A 17,261-nucleotide genomic window follows, 5' to 3' on the forward strand; every position below is an offset into this window, starting at 1 on the left:
GCCGCTGCCGTCCAAAGATCGAGCGATATCACGTTCCACAGCGACCGGATCACCACACCATGAAACTCGCCGTCACATACTTTACTGCTCTGCTGCTAACGCCCTTGATGGTGCTGCACGCTGCTGATGGATTCCTTGTCGAGCAAGGCCAATCACGTGGGGAAATCGTTGTCGCGGAAACGCCTCCCCGCGCGGTGAAGCTGGCGGCCGTCGAATTGCAGAGTTACCTCGAAAAGATCACCGGGAGTCGGCTTGAAATCGTCACATCGCCGACCGACGCGATGCCGGTGAAAATCTACGTTGGCGAAAGCGAATATGCCCGTCGGGCCGGAGTCAACGCAGAGGATTTGGGAAGAGACGCCTTTCGCCTGGTATCGGGGCCGGACTGGTTGGCGCTGGTAGGACGGGATTGGGATTTCACTCCTGTTGAACCTTGGGCCCGTAGCCACACCGACTGGTTGAACAACAAGCAGGCGGATTGGATGACGTTGGCCGGGCACCCGTGGCAGAACCCGGTCGCCGCGTCGCTCTACAAAAATTACAGCAAGCAGCTTGATATTTGGAACTTCGACCATCGTGGTTCACTCAATGCAGTCTACGCCTTTCTTGGTGACCTCGGCGTCCGCTGGTACATGCCGGGGGAACTGGGCGAGATTGTGCCGAAGTCGAATACGATCGCGCTGCCCGAAGTCAATCGCGTTGTTTCTCCGAAGTTCGAGGTGCGATCGGTCAGCCGCCCGCTGATCAGCTCATCCGAGGTCGACGATGCGCTCTGGTATCTGCGCCTTGGTGCAAACGAGCAATACGGCATCCTGCACCACGGCCAACGCAATCTCACGGAACATCCAGACCAGCGCGCCCGCCATCCGGAATACTACGTGCTGTTGCCCAACGGAAAACGCGATACCGAAAGCAAGAAGGCCAATGCCTGTCTTTCGTCGCCAGGGTTATTCCAGGAAACGGTCGCGTACGCTCGGCTGATGTTTGATCACTACGACATGCCGATCGTTTCGGTCATGCCTCACGATGGGTTCAACCACTGCCAGTGCAACGAATGCAAGGGACAGGCAACGATCGACCGCGGACCCTCGGGGCTGGCCTCGGATTATGTCTGGAAGTTTGTTGTCCGCGTGGCTAACGAACTTGCCAAATCCCACCCGGATCGAAAGGTGTTCTGCGGCGCCTACAGCACTTACCGATTGCCGCCGCTTTCGATCGACAGGCTACCCGACAATGTTTGGGTTCAAATCACGAACGGCCGTCCGATCCGTGAACTTGACAACGAAACCCACAACGACGCGGCCGAATTGCGTCGCAGTTGGCAGGCGAAAACTCGCAACCCTTTGTCGTTGACCCTGAACTACACACCGTTTACCAACCGCGGTGCTTATCGGCCGCAATACTGGCCGCACGTCATTGCCCGCGGATTGCGGGACACCTCCGGAAAGGTCTGGCGAGAAGACGTGTGGCTCTCCAGCGGCATGGGCGGCCTGCATCATCCGGGCATGAGCCATCTGAATCCGTACGTCATCTCCAGGCTGTGGTGGGACGCGGATCAGGACGTCGACGGCTTGCTGGATGAATACTATCACCTCTTCTACGGATCGGCCGCTGCGGAGATGAAGGCCTTCATCGAATACTGCGAAACGAACTACGCTCGGCTCGGCAGCGACGGCGGGGCGGTCGGCGAAGCGATCCGGCTTTTCGATCAGGCAAAAGCGGCGACGGCTCCCGAGTCGGTCTACGGCCGACGCATCGCGTTAGTGGAAGAATTCCTGATCACGCTGCGGAATCGCGCTTCGCAGATGTCTATCCCCCGTCCCGCCGGTCTCCCCCAATTTCGAGTGATCGACATGGGGAAGGACAAGTGGCGAGATGCTCGAGACACGCTGGTCATCGACGGCAAGATCGACGAACCATTCTGGAACGGCTACAGCTTGCGCGGAAATTTGAAGGACAGTGACACCGGCAAGAAGCCTCGGTATCCAACTCATTTCCGCGTCCGCTGGTGGAACGACAACCTCTACTTTGCAATCCATTGCACCGGAGAATTAGGAGTGCCTCCTAACATCGGCGGCAGTCGCGATGGCGATCCCGCCATCTGGAACGGCGAGCACCTTGAGCTGCTGATCGAGACCGACAAGCATTCGTATTACCAGATCGTCGTGAATCCTGATGGATCGATCACTTGTCTCGACCGGGGTGCCGACAAGAAGAACTGGTTCAACTGGTCGGCGCAGGCCGAAGTCGCCACGCACCACGGCGACGACTTTTGGTCCGTGGAACTGAAGCTTCCGGTTGCTTCCTCGGACGAGGATCCACTGCACCAGTTGGTGGGAAACATGCCGTTCAAGTCAAAAACCTCCTCGCTCGACTCGGGCAAAGGAACGAGCCTGCCGTGGTACTTCAATCTTTTCCGAAAACGCGTCGGTTCGGACGATGGCGAAACCACGGCATTCTCACCCATCGGCTCGGAAGCGAAGGCGATTGACGACACGCAGATGTTTGGGGAAATTTTTGTCCAATGAGCCAAATCATGTTCGGAGAGGTTCGCTACGCCACTGGTTACATCTCGTCACCAAGGCGTCGCGATGGCTTTGCCCGGGTCACACCCTTGATCTTCGACAAGATCGACTCAGGTAAACTGTTATGTCCTATTTTCCACTTCACAACGCAATCGTCCAACACGAACGCAAGCTAACCGAATCATGAATCGAATCTCAACCTTTTGTCTGCTTCTCATCTTCGGCACTTTCGTTGCTCGCGGTCAAGCTTCCGAGTCTCCTGCGACCGTGCTTGGCACTCCTGAACGGTTGATCGTCTCGAGTCCGTTTGATCAGGATCATCCTAAGACGCGGAAGAAACCTCTGCTCGATTGGCAAGCGGGGATCGGGGTGTGGTGGATCGCCGATGGGGCGTTGCACGGTGATGAAGTGGCCGAAGACAAACACGCATCGTCGTTGACTTACCATGTCGACGCGACGCATCTGGTGATTCGTGGCGAGTTTCGCCTTGGTAGCGCGACACACATTGCGTTTGGTTGTCGCGACGACATCAAGCCGCATCATCATCTTGCTCGCACCTTTATCAGTCGTGATGGCATTTGGATCACGCACATGAGCGGCATCGCCAAGACGACCAAGTCGATCAAGATTGCTGAACTGAAAACGCCGCTCGATCCCGATGCTTGGTACTCGATCATGATCGAAATCATCGGAGACCAATACCGCGTTCAGGTTGGCGAGCATGTTGTTGCAGCGAAGCACTCACGCTTTGCCGACGGCAAGGGAATTGTCGCCTTGATCACCAAAGGCCAAGGCGCGCAGTTGAAGAACGTCGCACTCTGGCATGCTCAACCGAACAATTGAAACGGTGAAACCATTTCTCAGACGGCGTGATCGCCAACGACGTGTGGAAGTCGCGTGTCGAATGGTGAATGAATGAGTTCCATTTTCGAGGCAAAAACGGATCTTCGAGGAATGCACCATGGAACGAATCCCAAAAACTTCCGCAATTGATTGATTCCCGTCGTCGTATTCGCTAAAAATAGAGGGCTCTCTAAATTTAGAAATTTGATTTAAGGTGGATGAAATGGCGTCATTGACGATTCGCGAGCGGGAAGTGCCTTTGAACGATGATTTGCCCGCTCCGACGGTGGCCAAGACGATGGCTGTGATTGAAGCGATCGGGCGGAAGGCCGAAGGATTGACCCAAGCGGAAGTCGTCAAGGAGACGGGGTGCTCGGCCAATCTCGTTTTGCGTGTACTGACGACGCTGGAGACACTCGGCTACATGAGTCGGCAGGATGAAAGCCGACGTTACGTGCTCACGAGTCGCTTGATGGAGAGCTACCAACCACGAGCTGTCGATAAGAGCCTGACGCAGTGTGCTCACGCCGCCATGCAATGCTTGCGAGATCGATCACGCGAAACGGTGCAGTTGATGATTCGGGTCGGCAGCAAGGGGTTGGTACTCGAACAAGTCTCGGGACTCGAACCGGTTCAGGTGATGGGACGAATCGGAATGCAGGTTCCGCTTTATTCTTGTGCACCGGGCAAGGCGATTCTGGCGGCGTTAGCGGAATCCGAACTGAATCAGTGGTTGGCGACGACCGAACTGAAACCGTTCACCGAGAATACCAAGGCTACCCGATCCGACTTGATGGACGATCTGCAGCGGTCCCGCCGAAGAGGTTACGCGGAAGATTGGGAAGAGGGCATCACCGGAATTCGTTGTGTCGCGGCACCGATTGTGGATGCCTATCATCGTCCCGTGGCAGCGATCACCGTCATGTCGCCGACCATGCGGCTGCCACGAAAGCGAATTCCCGAACTCGGACAGTGGTGTCTCGAAGCAGCCGCCCAGATTCGCAAGGAGCTTTTGTCATGACCCGGTTCATTTGCTCGAGCATTCGATTTTTTGTTCTCATCTTGCTCGCAGGACTTGGTTCGTTAACGAATGCGGCAGAGAAGCCGGAGCGGATCGAGTTTTTCGAAACACGCATTCGCCCCGTGCTCGCTCAGGACTGCTACGAATGTCACAACAGCAAGGGCGACGCCGACGGCGGGCTGGTTCTCGACCATCGAAAAGGTCTTCTCGAGGGGGGCGATCAGGGGCCGGCAATTGTGCCAGGGAATCCGGATCGAAGCCTGCTGATTCAAGCAATTCGACACGATCGCGACGACCTGGAAATGCCCAGCGCCGCACCTAAATTGGACGCCGCCATCATTCAGGATTTCGAGCATTGGGTCCGGATAGGAGCGCCGGACCCGCGTGATCATCCGCCGACCGATGATGAGCTTGCCGCCGATACCGACTGGTCGGCCGTGATGCAGCGGCGCAAGAGTTGGTGGAGCTTTCAGCCGATCAGCGATCACGATCCGCCGGCAATCGATGGCGTCAATCATCCGGTCGATCGCTTGATTCGAAACCGCCTCAACGAAGCCGGACTCAAACCCGCAGCGCAGGCGGAGCCTCAAGTGCTGCTCCGCCGATTGAGCTTTGCGTTGACGGGGCTGCCGCCGACCGAGCAACAAGTTGATCGATTCATGCAACTGCGTGACCCGACCGCTGCGGTCGACCAGCTCATCGATGAACTGCTCGATAGTCCTCACTTTGGTGAACGGTGGGCGCGACATTGGATGGACTGGCTCCGTTACGCCGAATCCCACGGCTCCGAAGGCGATCCGCGAATCGAGAACGCCCATCTTTATCGGGACTACCTGATCCGTGCACTCAATGAGGATGTGCCATACGACCAACTCGTCCGAGAGCACATCGCCGGCGATCTGCTTGCCGAGCCTCGGCTGAACCACGAACTCGCGATCAATGAATCGCTGATCGGCACCGCCCATTGGCGGATGGTGTTCCATGGTTTCGCGCCGACCGATGCGCTTGATGAAAAGGTCCGCTTCACCGACGACCAAATCAACGTCTTCACTAAAGCGTTCCTGGGTTTAACGGTATCTTGCGCTCGCTGTCACAACCACAAGTTTGACGCGATCAGCCAAGCCGATTATTACGCACTGTTTGGTATCCTCGGTTCGACCCGTCCGGGTCGCAAGGCCGTCGATTTGATCAACCAACAAACGACGAATTTGCGTGAACTAACCGAGTTAAAAACGGTGATCCGAAGTGCCGTCGCCGATGTTTGGCTGAACGCGACGGACGACGTGGCAAACCGTCTCGCGCATGACCGCGAGCTAATGAAGAACGCCGGTCAACCGTCTTCGCCATTACATCTCTTGCATGTGATCAAGCGTGACGCACCGGATCGACAAGCCTTCGCCGGCGCGTGGCAAGAACAAGTCCAGCAATGGGATACTTATCAGGAATCGGTCGCGGCCTATCATCAAACCGAATACCCGTTTGAGGCAGATTTCTCGACTTGGTATCGCGAAGGGATCGGCTTAACTGAAACGCGTTCGTCGCCCGGTGAGTTTTCCATCGACCCCGCCGGTGAACGTGCCCTACTGGGCATCTATCCCGGCGGTGTTTACTCGCACCTGATCTCTCAAAAACATTCGGCGCGTTTAACGTCGCCGGACTTTCAGCTTCAGGGCAAGAACACCTTGTGGCTGCGTGTCACCGGTGGTGGCAATGCGATGGCTCGCTATGTCGTCCAGAATTATCCGCGGCGTGGGACCGTGTATCCCGTCAAGGAATTCAAAAGCGACGACGTCAATTCCGATTGGCAATGGCTACGCTACGATGTCGGTTACTGGGCGGGCGACCAAATTCACATCGAAATGACGGCCGCGCGCGACGCACCGCTGCTCACGCAACCGTCCGACCGCTCGTGGTTTGGAATTCACGACGCGGTATTGATCCCTGAGGACGGAACGCCGCCGGTCGAACCTCGCGACTTCCTCGAACCGATCTTCGCTGCCGCAAAAGAATCGCCGCCGGAATCGTTCGCCGACCTCGTTGCCATCTACATGCAAGCCTTGACGGACAGTGTCCAAGCATGGAAGCAAGGCGAAGTCGATGACGCAGTGGCGAGCTTCCTCAACGGTTGCCTCAAAGACGGGCTACTGCCCAACGACCTGCAAGAACTCGGACCGGCAACATCACTGATCAATCGCTATCGCGAATTGGAAAATGAGATTCCCGTTCCGACCCGCGTTCCCACGCTAGCGGAATGGCAGGCACACGATCAACCGCTCTATGAGCGCGGCGATCACAAACAGCCGCTTGCCCCCGTTTCCCGCCGCTTCCTCGAAGCCATCGATTCTCAACCTTATGACACCCATCTCAGCGGTCGGTTGGAACTCGCCGAGGATCTACTCCGCGACGACAATCCGTTCACCCGCCGTGTGATCGTCAATCGCGTTTGGCACCATCTGTTTGGTCGCGGGATCGTCCCCAGCGTCGACAACTTCGGCCGCATGGGCGAGAAGCCGTCGCATCCGGAATTGCTTGATTACCTCGCCACCCGTTTTGTTGAAGATGGATGGTCGCTTAAGAAATTGATCCGCCTGATCGTCACCAGCGAAACTTGGCAACAGGATAGCAAGCCATCACCAACGGCCCTCCAGACCGATCCGGAGAATCAACTTCTGTCTCACTTCAACGTACAGCGACTCGATGCCGAGTCGATCCGGGATTCGCTGCTGGTGGCGGCCGGCACGCTGGATCGCCAACTCTACGGTCCACCCGTGAATGGCCGCGCGGATCGTCGATCCGTTTACGTTCAAGTCGTTCGCAACCAGCTCGATCCTTTCCTCGGCACTTTCGACGCGCCGGTTCCGTTCGCGACCAAGGGCCGCCGCGACGTAACGACCGTACCGGCCCAATCGCTGGCATTGTTCAATGATCCGTTCGTGCTCGCCCTGGCCAATCGTGTTGCCGTGTCAAATGACGACGAGGGCAAGTTCGTTCATACAACTTGGCGTCGGTTGCTCGGTCGTGATCCGAGCCCGCAGGAACAAACACAAGCCGCCGAGTTGGTTGCCGATCTTCGAAACAAGTATGCCGAACTCAGCCGCCAACGAACGAGACTGGAATCACAGATCGCTGACCGGCGAACCGAAGTGAGCGACATCGAAGAGCGAGTTCGTGTTCAACTAGCCCGCGTTCACGGCATTCAAGAAGATGAAAAACCATCCAATTTGAAACCAATGGCTCACTGGGATTTTGAGGGCAACCTACGGGATGCGATCGGGACACTGCACGGCGAACCCCAGGGCGATGCCCGAGTCGAAAACGGCGTTCTCGTAGTCGATGGTAAAGGCTGGGTCAGCACGCCGCCGCTACCAAAAACTCTGAAAGCCAAAACGCTTCAAGCGCGTGTAATGCTGGATAACTTTGATCAACGCGGCGGTGGTGTCATCACCGTCCAGACGCTCGGCGGCGAGCAATTCGATTCGATCGTCTTCGCCGAGAGTCACCCTCAGCATTGGTTGGCCGGAAGCGATCACCACCGTCGGACTCGATCTTTTGACGGAACCGACGAACCGAAAGCGTTCGATCAACCGGTCGTCTTCACGATTGTTTATCAATCAGACGGGACGATCATCGGTTATCGAAATGGCAAACCTTATGGCAAACCCTACAAGACCGACGTTCAGGTTTTTGAACAGGACAAGGCCCACGTTGTGTTCGGCCTACGCCACGGAACTAATCTTGCGGGCAATCGAATGCTACAAGGCAAGATTCTTGACGCAGCTCTTTACGACCGTGCTTTGACGCCGGACGAAGTAACCGCTTCAGCAACCGGCGATCACCTTTTCATCTCTGCCGCACAGATCTGGGACGCGATGGCACCCTTGCAAAAGCAACGTGTCGACGAGCTGAACCAAGCGATCCAATCGTTGGAATCCGATCTCAACTCATTGGGGCAACCGGTCGCCGCCAACCAAGCTTACGCCGATCTCGCGTTGGCTATCTTCAACATGAAGGAATTCATTTATGTTCGCTGACGATCGATGTTCGCGGCGAGAATCGCTCAGACGCAGTTCGAGCGGATTTGGTTTACTCGCCCTCGCCGGTTTGAACGCCCGCAACGCGTCGGCTGCTGCTCCGCCGGCCAAAGTGAAAACCGTCATCCTGTGTTACATGTCCGGTGGTGTATCGCATGTGGATTCGTTCGATCCGAAACCCAAGCTACGGGAACTGCACGGCAAACCGATGCCGGTGGAAGTCCAACGCACCCAGTTCAACAACAACGGCAACGTGTTCGCATCACCGTTCGAGTTCAAGAAATGTGGTCAAAGCGGAATCGAGATCAGCAGTATTTTTCCCGGCTTGCGGGAAGTGGCCGACGAACTCTCCGTTATTCGCTCGATGACCACGCCAGTGAACGAACATGCCCAGGGCAACTTCGCGATGCATTCCGGGTTTCCCTTCTTGGGCTATCCCAGCGCGGGTGCCTGGCTCAGCTATGGACTGGGATCCGCGAATGAAAATCTGCCCAGTTATGTGGTTCTGCAAAGCGGCGATGCGGTTGCCCCGCACGGCGGTGTCGGACTCTTCAGCAGCGGATTCCTGCCCGCTCAGCACCAGGCTTCGATCCTGAAGGCGGACAAGCAACCCGCGATCTCCAATATCAAGCCAGCCCAAGCTGACAAGATTCAGACGCATTGGCTGGACTTCGTGCATCGCCAGGACACCGGATTCAACATCGAGTTAGGCGGCAACCAAAACGTCGAAGCGGCCATCGAGAACTACGAGACCGCCTTTCGAATGCAGTCCGCCGTGCCGGATGTTTGTGATATTTCCGGTGAAAGCCAAGCGACCAGGAAACGTTATGGCCTCGACGATTCCGACCCTGAGAAGGCCGCGTACGCGCGACAAGCGTTGTTGGCACGCCGCTTGACTGAAAAGGGCGTTCGCTTCATCGAACTCTCTTGCCTGACCAAACGCATCGGTGCCGGCGGCGCAGCCAATCCATGGGATCAGCACGGTGATCTTGAGCAGGGGCACCGGGCCATGGCCTACCAAGTCGATCAACCCATCGCCGCGTTAATCAAGGATCTGAGGGAGCGCGGATTGCTCGACCAAACGCTGATCGTTTTCACCGGTGAGTTCGGACGCACGCCGTTCACGCAAGGCTCCAACGGTCGCGATCACAACCCCTTCGGATTCAGTGTCTGGCTCGCCGGCGGTGGCGTCAAAGGTGGAACGACTTACGGTGCCACTGATGATCTCGGCTACCACGCGGTGGAGAACCCGGCATCGATTTACGACCTGTGGGCAACCGTATTGCATCAAGTCGGCATCGATCACAAAGCCTTAACCTATCGCTACGCCGGCCGCGACGTGCGACTGACCGACGTGCATGGAGAAGTCTTGCGAGACATTCTCGCGTGATCGCATCCCAACGGAGGCTCCTGGGCAAAGGTGCTAGAATTTGACCTACAGAATCAACCCAGACAAACTGGTCAAACCTGTTTGTGTCGTCAGAACTTGGCAAGAATCCAAACGACCAACATGATTCGACGGCGGAACGTTGGCAAAAAGTTCTCGGTGAGCTGAACGCCGGTGAGATGCCGCCTGAGGATGAAACGCAACCGGGCGACGACCATGCGGCGGCTCAATCGGCGCGAATACATCAACACGATGCAAAGCTTGCTGGGCGTCCGCGTCAACTCGAGCGAACTACCCGACGCTCGTCACCGGAGGCGGTGCAGGCATCCAACTCGGTCAGCACGTCGTGTTGCCAAACGAAAAGACACCCCTGTGCAACTTGTGGCTAACGCTGCTACGAGGCGTCGGCCTTAACGTCGATCGGCACGGAGACAGTACCGGAGTACTCGGGGAACTGCTGGCCTAGCTTCACGGAAGATGTCCAGGAAGTAAAATCCGATGCCGCTTGAACAAGATTAACTCTTGAGTGACAAGTCCGTGTGTTGTTTGCGGGCGTAGCCGGCCGCACCCAGATAGCCCGCGTCGGAACCCAGCGTGGCGAACGTTAACTCGGTTCCTTGGTAGACGTTGGGGAAGGTTCGAATGCGAAACTCTTCGCGAACGCCGTTGAGGAACCGTCGGCCGATCGGGCACTCGGCACCACCGAAGTTCATCGCTCCCGCCAACACGACGCTGCCCGGATCGATCACGTGGATGATCGTCGTCACTCCGACGCCGAGCCAACGCGCGGTATCGTCGACCATCGCCAAGGCGAACGCGTCCCCGGCGAGTGCCGCTTCGTAAACACATTTACTTGTCATTTTATTTTCGGGCTCCGAAAGCAGCGGGTATAAACTGCTTTCGGGGTGCTCGATCAATCGTCGCCGCGTCCGCAAGGCCACACCGGACGCGGAAGCGTAAGCTTCCAAGTGACCGCGGCCGCCGCCCCAGCGACAGATTTGGGCGTCAGATCCCGGATCGACGAGGATGTGACCGCATTCGCTTCCGAAGCTGTTCACACCGTTGACCAATTCGTTCTCGATGACCACGCCGCCACCGACGCCGGTTCCCAGAGTCAACAAAACCATCGAGCTATTTCGGGCACCGCTGCCGAGCCAGAATTCGCCGTAGGCGGCCGCGTTGGCGTCGTTGAGGAAGGAGACTTCGCGACCGGTGATTTTGGTGAGTTCGCCGCAGATGGGGAAATCCCACCACGAGGGGAGTTGCGGCGGTGCGACGAGGTATCCGCGTGGCAGGTCCATCGGCCCCGGGGCTCCCATGCCGATCCGCGGCACTTTGCCGACGACGCCGCAGCGGGTTTCGGTCTGGGCGATCACTTCGGCGATGCGTTTGACGCCGGCGATCGGGCCTTCGCTTTCGAGCGTGGGGACTTGTTCAAACGCGATCGTTTGACCGGCCGAATCGACGAGCCCGCACTTAATGCTCGTCCCGCCGACGTCGATGCCCCAGTAGTAAGGGGCGGTCGAGTTTTCTGGTGCAGTGGTGGTGGTCATCCGTTTCAACCTTTCTGTGCTTTTTCAATCTCATCGAGTAACCGCCCGGGGCTGCCCATCGCGTGGTAACCGCCGTCGACGTGCAGGATCTCACCGGAGACGCCGTTACTGTCGTCCGAAAGTAAGAATGCGCCGGTCCGCCCGACTTCTTCGTGAGTGATGTTTCGCCCCAACGGGGACATGTGTTCGTACATTTTCAACATCCGTTCCACCCCGGCGGCTCGTCCGGCGAGCGTTTGCACGGGTCCGGCCGACAGAGCATTGACTCGCACATTCCGCGCGCCCATATCGAAGGCCAAATAACGCATCGCGGCGTCCAGTGCGGCTTTACAGACGCCCATCACGTTATAGCCGGGAACGCATTTTTCGCCACCGTAATAGGTCATCGTCAGGATCGCGCCGCCCGGATTCATCACCGGTTCGGCGGCGGCGGTGATCGCCATTAATGAAAAAACACTCGATTCCATCGCAAGTTTGAAGCCTGAACGGGAAGTATGCATGGTTTCCCGGCCGAGATCGTCGCGGTCGGCGAAGGCGATCGAATGCAAAAGAAAGTCGATTTTTCCAAAAACTTTGGCGGTGTGCTCAAAAGTGGTGCGGATGTCGTCGTCGTTGTTCGCGTCCATAGGTAACAGGAATTCGGCGTTGTCGTGCGGATCAGTTAGCTTCGACACACGACGGCGATTCTTCTGTTTTTCATCGTCAGGACGATCGGGAAGGTGGGTGAAACCGCATTTCCCCCCCTGATTCATGATCTGCTGGGCGATCGCCCAGGCGATGGAGCGGTCATTGGCCACTCCGATGATCAAGCCTTTCTTACCTTCAAATTGCATCTGTTCCCTTTCCTACAAACTATCTCTTGTTCCAACGTTCCGACGACGCCGTGCATCATCGTCACGGAGAGTCATGGCAACAAGGCATCCTTGACACACAGCTGGATTTTCGCGTGATCGGAAATACCCCTTCGCATTCATCGCCCTCGACCCCCTTACGCCGCAAGGCTCACTTCATGGACGAAGCTTCCCCGCCGGACGGCCAACTGTCCGATAAAGAAATCATCCGCGAGAAAATGCCGCTTTTGTTGGGGCTTCTCACCGGCGGTCATCACTTTGGGTCATCTTCCGGTAACCTTAAAAACGACTCAAATGCGACCGACGCGAGCGAAAAAGGCATCCGCTGCGGCGTGGTCAGCCAAGTCAACGGTCGGTGGGAGACCGTTTATTGGACGGGTACTGACGTTTCGGTCGCACAAGAACGGGCCGCTCATGAATTGGCAAGCGAGGCGTTGGAAAACGGAGAAATCACCCAAAAAGGTGAATTTTCCGCCATCGGTTGTTCGGCCAAAAATCTGCTCGCGGGCATGCCGCCGGCGGGTTCTCACGACTCTTCATCAGCTCGGGATCATGATGCCAAGGTCATGCCGGGGGCTCCTCACTGTGCGATGCTGTTGTCCATCGGTGGTCGTCCCGCACCGGCGGCCGTCCTGCAAACGCTCACCGTCACGTTGTCGCGTTTCCTCGCGTTGAACCGTGACCGCCAAGAAGACAAACGCCGTCTGTGGCAGACCACGTGCATGTTGCACAACGCCGCCGCTTGGCAGCAACTCGATGACGACGCCGCGTTGTTGCAATCGGTTGCTCAGTGTGCTTGCGAAGTGCTTGGCTGCGATCGGGCAACCATTTTTTTATGGGATAGGGCTCGTCATCGTTTGGTCGGACGACCAGCGATCGGTGTTGAAGGCGGTGTGCTCGAGGTCGAAGACGACGCAGGCATCGTCGGCGAGGTGCTCAGGGAAGGATCGCCTCAATGGTGGTCCGCCGGCGGCATCGATGGCGAACGGGTTAACCGCCGGGTCGACCAATCGCAGAATTTTCAAACGAAATCATTACTCGCTGTTCCAATGTTCAACGCTCGAGATCAGATCATTGGGGTGTTTGAAGCAATCAACGCGAAAAGCGATGATCACCGAGGCGGCAAGTTCGACGCCGCCGACGTGCGGACGTTGTCGGAGTTGGCCGTGCATGCGGCCGTTGCGATCGACACACAGCGAACCCGCGCCAACCTGACGCGGACCCGCGACCGACTTGTTTCTCAAGCCGCCGATTCGAATCGATTAATCGGTGAACATGACTCGATTCGTGACGTCCGCACCAACGCAACGAAAGTCGCCCCGACAGACTTGAGCGTTCTGATCCTCGGAAAGAACGGCACCGGCAAAGAAGTCTTGGCTCAACACATTCACTATCAAAGCGAACGACGCAACGGCCCCTTCGTGGCGGTCAACTGCGCCGCGCTGGTGGAAAGCTTGCTCGAAAGCGAATTGTTTGGACATGAAAGAGGCGCCTTCACCGATGCCTCGAGCACCCGTCAAGGTAAGTTCGAACTGGCCCACGGCGGAACGCTGTTTCTGGACGAGGTCGGGGACATGAGTCCAGGCGGGCAAGCGAAGTTATTGCGAGTTCTCGAGGAGCGTGTCGTCGTCCGTGTCGGCGGTTCTCAACCGATCCCCGTGGATGTGCGGGTGATCGCGGCGACCAACCAACCTCTGCAAGAATTGATCGCGAGCAAGCGGTTCCGCGAGGACTTGTTCTTTCGCTTGAATGTCGTCTCGTTGACGTTACCGCCACTTTGTAAACGAGGCCGAGATGTGCTGCTGTTGGCCGAACATTTCTTAAGTCACTTCTGCGAAAAGATCGGTCGCGTGGTTCCAAGACTGGATCTCTCGGCTCAACAAGCCATTCTCTCCCATCCTTGGCCGGGGAATGTTCGTGAACTTCGCAACACGATCGAACGATTGTGTTACTTGACCAGTGGCCCAGATGTCAGCGCGAATGATCTGATGTTGCAAGACACCGGCGGCACATCGAATGAACCCAACCCAGCCTGGATGGAGGTCCTCGATCCCAATTTGAACGAAGCGACTCGCTTGTTTCAAATCGATCACATCGAAAAGGTGATCGCGTCACAAAACGGCAACATGACCGAGGCGGCCGCGACATTGGGCGTCCATCGTTCCAATCTTTACCGCAAGATGCGGCAGCTTGGCATGCCAACGTCTGAAACTTCAGAACGCGTTGGAAACCCGGATTGAGGACGATCCATCGCGTGAAAAAGAAGTGGTGGCGACTTTCAGTCGCCAGGACCTGAATTGGCGACTAAAAGTCGCCACCACTTGAAGAATGAATCCCGCGATGCCAAGCATTCGTATTGACGATTCGTGAACGAGACAACCAAGATGAAACGAATCACCCACGACGAAATTGACCGGTTGACTGCAGGTGATTCCTCAACCGATTGCGACACCGCATCGCAAAGTCAGCGACCTCGTCGGTTCGATAATCAGGATAGGTCCAGCGATGATGAACCCATCGCCCTTTCATGTAGTTCAATGTCACTTCGGCAAAGATGCCATCGCGCAGATAGATGCGGTGATCTCGGTCCTTGATCGTCGCCAAAACTAATTTCGCCTGCGACACGTAACCGGGGTCCAAATTCACCGGGCGAGAGTCGCTGTGGTCCGATACGGCCGCGTATTCGGCCTCCCAAGCATTGGTCGACGTTTTCCAATCGGCCAGTTCGCCGGGATCGGACAATGGTTCCATCGCGACGAGAACTTTAGTCAGTCCGTCACCCATCGTCTCTTGATAGAAACTCGCGGGAAAAATCGACGGCGCGGTGGATTCGACGATCGGCCCCCAGGTCCGAGCCAATCGCTCGATCGCCCAACGGTGCGCACCGGCGTGCCGCGAGATAATCGCGCACGTTCGTACGACGGGTTCGACTAATCGAAGTTCCGACATCAGGGCGACAACCGCTCGATGGTCCACGCATCGTTTTCGTTTCGATAGACGATGCGATCGTGGAGACGGCTTGTCCTTCCTTGCCAAAATTCGATCCAAGAAGGTACCACCGCATAGCCGCCCCAATTTTCAGGCAACGGGATTTCAGTCTCGCCTGGGTATCGGCGTCGCAACTCGTCCATCCGTTGTTCGAGCACTTCACGCGATGCGATTACCGACGATTGAGTACTCGCGTGAGCCCCCAATTGGCTGTCACGCGGCCGCGACCGAAAGTATTCCAACGAACGCTCACGATCAATCTTGGCGGCGCCCCCTTGGACCAACACTTGTCGCTGTAAATGGGGCCAATAAAAACACAGGGCGACATGTGCGTTGGCGGAAATTTGGGACGCTTTGTGGGACGCATAATTGGAATAAAACACAAATGCGTTCCGCTCGACTCCTTTGAGCAACACGATACGGCTGGAAACCGTGCCGTCCGGATCGGACGTGGATAGGGTCATCGCATTGGGTTCAAGCCACGGCGGAATCCCCGAGGCCGATCCGGGTTCCGTCGCCTCCGCAAACCAGTTCCCAAACTGAACCATCGGGTCCGAATCGACGTCTTGTTCAGAGAGCCCACCGAGTGTGTAATTCTGTCGCATTTGGTCGATGCGTGATAAGGACATCAAATTTCTCTCATCAATAAAATGGTCCGGCTCTCGGACAAACCGGTCAAATGGGGAAAATGAAAAGTTCCCGGCCGAAAAAAGGAACTTTGGCGCGCCGCTTGCCTCCATTACCTAACTCAGCGGCAGCCATGCCAAGGTGGCATGGCCGTTTTTTCTACTGTCGGATTGAATATGCGAAATTCTCAAGTGGGTGATTTATTGGTCGCCTCGACGATCGTGGAGGGGACTATCTTGGATCAGAGCGTGTGTTTGCTCGTCCATGAAGACGAAGATAACGCGATCGGCCTATTACTCAACCGTCCATTGCAAAGTGTTCAGGTAGGCGGAACCGCCGCAAACCCTGCCCCGCTCGATGCGAAAACGTCGAGTTCGGCCAACCGTCTTCCCAAACCATCGCCCACGACCAAGCATCACAAGCTTATCCAAACGCCTCCTCAGCCCATGATCATGATCGTCGGTCCCAAAGACGATCCGGCGGCAGGTCAAATGCTAACCGGTAAGTCACTGCATTTCGGGGGGCCATTATCCGGTCCTGTTGTGGCGGTACACGGCTCGCCGGAATTGGGTGAAGCGGAGGCCGGTGAAGGGATTTTCGTCGCTGCCCAGCGTGACCATTTGGAAATGCTGCTGCAAGCCGAACAGAAACTGCCATATCGACTGATCATCGGGCATCTCGGTTGGACCCAAACCCAACTGAACCATGAAATCGAAACGGGCGTGTGGCATCGAATGCCAGCCACATCGGACATTTTATCGACCGAAGATGGGTTGTTGTGGCCCGCCCTGATCCGTCGAGCGACTTCACACAGTTTATCCCGATGGTTGGGCACGGAACATGTTGCCGATGCCGCGATGCTGAATTAAGCTCCAGGGCCATTCATCAGCAGGCACCTTCGCCGTTTTCTCCTTGGATATTTGACAACGTGGCCGACCGTCCTCTTTCCGCTTTCTCCCGCAACGACGGTCGCGACGACGACGAAAAGGAAAAGCCCTTCCGCATCCAGAAGAAGCGTTTGGGCGAAATCAAGTTCATGCAGGAGAACGGCGAGTTCGGTTTCATCCGCGCTGAAGACTTCCGCGAAGACGTCTTCTTTCACAAGATGGCTTGGGAGTCCGACAAAAACTGGATCCCTCAGGTGGAGATGTTCGTCGAATTTGAACTCGATGACGATCACTTCGAAATCAACAAGAAACTCCGGGCAAAAGTCGTTCGCCCGACCGACCGACCGACCGGACGCAAGCTCAAAGCCAGCGACGCCACATTCGAGTTCACCTTCCACCACCCCAAAGCAAGACGCAAACGCCCAACCTGGCGTGATAAATCCTAGTGAAGCGACCAGTAGCTGGGTGGACCAGTAGGCTGGGTGGAGGAGTAGGCTGGGTGGAGGAGTGGGCTGGGTGGAGGAGTAGGCTGGGTGGAGGAGAGCTCT

The 17,261-nt window shown here is 56.7% G+C and carries 14 protein-coding genes; 9 read left to right on the forward strand and 5 right to left on the reverse strand.

Annotation, left to right across the window (positions count from 1 at the left end):
* Positions 1 to 59: 59 nt before the first annotated feature.
* The 5 genes from Pla100_RS17215 (at position 60) to Pla100_RS17235 (ending at position 9,810) form a co-directional block, all read left to right on the forward strand.
* Positions 60 to 2,528 (forward strand): DUF4838 domain-containing protein, encoded by a 2,469-nt coding sequence (locus Pla100_RS17215; RefSeq protein ID WP_197168026.1) that lies wholly within the window; start codon positions 60 to 62, stop codon positions 2,526 to 2,528.
* Between the two features lie 180 nt (positions 2,529 to 2,708).
* Positions 2,709 to 3,368: a hypothetical protein gene (locus Pla100_RS17220; protein ID WP_146578937.1), complete on the forward strand. Its 660-nt coding sequence runs from the start codon at positions 2,709 to 2,711 to the stop codon at positions 3,366 to 3,368.
* 223 nt (positions 3,369 to 3,591) lie between these two features.
* Positions 3,592 to 4,389, forward strand: a complete 798-nt coding sequence (locus Pla100_RS17225; RefSeq protein WP_146578938.1) for an IclR family transcriptional regulator — start codon at positions 3,592 to 3,594, stop codon at positions 4,387 to 4,389.
* Positions 4,386 to 8,420, forward strand: a complete 4,035-nt coding sequence (locus Pla100_RS17230; RefSeq protein ID WP_146578939.1) for a DUF1553 domain-containing protein — start codon at positions 4,386 to 4,388, stop codon at positions 8,418 to 8,420. Before Pla100_RS17225 ends, Pla100_RS17230 begins: the two co-directional genes overlap by 4 nt.
* A complete protein-coding gene (locus tag Pla100_RS17235) occupies positions 8,410 to 9,810 on the forward strand; it encodes a DUF1501 domain-containing protein (protein ID WP_146578940.1) in 1,401 nt (466 codons plus the stop codon). Before Pla100_RS17230 ends, Pla100_RS17235 begins: the two co-directional genes overlap by 11 nt.
* 89 nt (positions 9,811 to 9,899) lie before the next feature.
* Here Pla100_RS17235 and Pla100_RS31670 read toward each other — a convergent pair whose 3' ends face one another.
* Positions 9,900 to 10,052, reverse strand: a complete 153-nt coding sequence (locus Pla100_RS31670; protein ID WP_231603181.1) for a hypothetical protein — start codon at positions 10,050 to 10,052, stop codon at positions 9,900 to 9,902.
* 7 nt (positions 10,053 to 10,059) lie between these two features.
* Between Pla100_RS31670 and Pla100_RS31675 the strand changes: the two genes are divergently transcribed.
* Positions 10,060 to 10,221: a hypothetical protein gene (locus Pla100_RS31675; RefSeq protein ID WP_231603177.1), complete on the forward strand. Its 162-nt coding sequence runs from the start codon at positions 10,060 to 10,062 to the stop codon at positions 10,219 to 10,221.
* 101 nt (positions 10,222 to 10,322) lie between these two features.
* Here Pla100_RS31675 and Pla100_RS17245 read toward each other — a convergent pair whose 3' ends face one another.
* Both Pla100_RS17245 and Pla100_RS17250 read right to left on the reverse strand, forming a co-directional pair.
* Positions 10,323 to 11,360 (reverse strand): ROK family protein, encoded by a 1,038-nt coding sequence (locus tag Pla100_RS17245; RefSeq protein ID WP_146578941.1) that lies wholly within the window; start codon positions 11,358 to 11,360, stop codon positions 10,323 to 10,325.
* Positions 11,361 to 11,365: 5 nt separating this feature from the next.
* Positions 11,366 to 12,193: an enoyl-ACP reductase FabI gene (locus tag Pla100_RS17250; RefSeq protein ID WP_146578942.1), complete on the reverse strand. Its 828-nt coding sequence runs from the start codon at positions 12,191 to 12,193 to the stop codon at positions 11,366 to 11,368.
* Between the two features lie 176 nt (positions 12,194 to 12,369).
* On the opposite strand from Pla100_RS17250, the gene Pla100_RS17255 reads away from it, so the two are divergent.
* Positions 12,370 to 14,451 carry a sigma-54-dependent Fis family transcriptional regulator gene (locus Pla100_RS17255; protein WP_146579093.1) on the forward strand — a complete coding sequence of 694 codons (2,082 nt, stop codon included), beginning with the start codon at positions 12,370 to 12,372 and terminating at the stop codon, positions 14,449 to 14,451.
* Between the two features lie 154 nt (positions 14,452 to 14,605).
* Here the strand turns inward: Pla100_RS17255 and Pla100_RS17260 are convergent, their stop codons facing one another.
* Both Pla100_RS17260 and pdxH read right to left on the reverse strand, forming a co-directional pair.
* The gene (locus Pla100_RS17260; protein WP_146578943.1) at positions 14,606 to 15,160 is read right to left on the reverse strand and encodes a DUF4416 family protein; all 555 of its coding nucleotides are present in this window, start codon (positions 15,158 to 15,160) and stop codon (positions 14,606 to 14,608) included.
* The gene (pdxH, locus tag Pla100_RS17265) at positions 15,160 to 15,828 is read right to left on the reverse strand and encodes a pyridoxamine 5'-phosphate oxidase (RefSeq protein WP_146578944.1); all 669 of its coding nucleotides are present in this window, start codon (positions 15,826 to 15,828) and stop codon (positions 15,160 to 15,162) included. The genes Pla100_RS17260 and pdxH overlap by 1 nt, the downstream gene beginning before the upstream one ends.
* Before the next feature lie 174 nt (positions 15,829 to 16,002).
* Between pdxH and Pla100_RS17270 the strand changes: the two genes are divergently transcribed.
* The gene (locus Pla100_RS17270; RefSeq protein WP_146578945.1) at positions 16,003 to 16,695 is read left to right on the forward strand and encodes a YqgE/AlgH family protein; all 693 of its coding nucleotides are present in this window, start codon (positions 16,003 to 16,005) and stop codon (positions 16,693 to 16,695) included.
* A 59-nt stretch (positions 16,696 to 16,754) separates the two neighbouring features.
* Positions 16,755 to 17,159: a cold shock domain-containing protein gene (locus tag Pla100_RS17275; protein WP_146578946.1), complete on the forward strand. Its 405-nt coding sequence runs from the start codon at positions 16,755 to 16,757 to the stop codon at positions 17,157 to 17,159.
* The last annotated feature ends 102 nt before the right edge of the window (positions 17,160 to 17,261 follow it).

The sequence above is a fragment of the Neorhodopirellula pilleata genome, from assembly GCF_007859915.1.
In the GTDB taxonomy this organism is placed as follows: Bacteria; Planctomycetota; Planctomycetia; order Pirellulales; family Pirellulaceae; genus Rhodopirellula; species Rhodopirellula pilleata.

Coding starts and splice junctions, on each gene's coding strand:
- pdxH (WP_146578944.1), bottom strand. CDS start 15,828: ATGTCCTTATCACGCATCGACCAAATGCGACAGAATTACACACTCGGT.
- Pla100_RS31675 (WP_231603177.1), top strand. CDS start 10,060: ATGCAAAGCTTGCTGGGCGTCCGCGTCAACTCGAGCGAACTACCCGAC.
- Pla100_RS17260 (WP_146578943.1), bottom strand. CDS start 15,160: ATGTCGGAACTTCGATTAGTCGAACCCGTCGTACGAACGTGCGCGATT.
- Pla100_RS17215 (WP_197168026.1), top strand. CDS start 60: ATGAAACTCGCCGTCACATACTTTACTGCTCTGCTGCTAACGCCCTTG.
- Pla100_RS17220 (WP_146578937.1), top strand. CDS start 2,709: ATGAATCGAATCTCAACCTTTTGTCTGCTTCTCATCTTCGGCACTTTC.
- Pla100_RS17255 (WP_146579093.1), top strand. CDS start 12,370: ATGGACGAAGCTTCCCCGCCGGACGGCCAACTGTCCGATAAAGAAATC.
- Pla100_RS17225 (WP_146578938.1), top strand. CDS start 3,592: ATGGCGTCATTGACGATTCGCGAGCGGGAAGTGCCTTTGAACGATGAT.
- Pla100_RS31670 (WP_231603181.1), bottom strand. CDS start 10,052: ATGTATTCGCGCCGATTGAGCCGCCGCATGGTCGTCGCCCGGTTGCGT.
- Pla100_RS17230 (WP_146578939.1), top strand. CDS start 4,386: ATGACCCGGTTCATTTGCTCGAGCATTCGATTTTTTGTTCTCATCTTG.
- Pla100_RS17250 (WP_146578942.1), bottom strand. CDS start 12,193: ATGCAATTTGAAGGTAAGAAAGGCTTGATCATCGGAGTGGCCAATGAC.
- Pla100_RS17270 (WP_146578945.1), top strand. CDS start 16,003: ATGCGAAATTCTCAAGTGGGTGATTTATTGGTCGCCTCGACGATCGTG.
- Pla100_RS17245 (WP_146578941.1), bottom strand. CDS start 11,360: ATGACCACCACCACTGCACCAGAAAACTCGACCGCCCCTTACTACTGG.
- Pla100_RS17235 (WP_146578940.1), top strand. CDS start 8,410: ATGTTCGCTGACGATCGATGTTCGCGGCGAGAATCGCTCAGACGCAGT.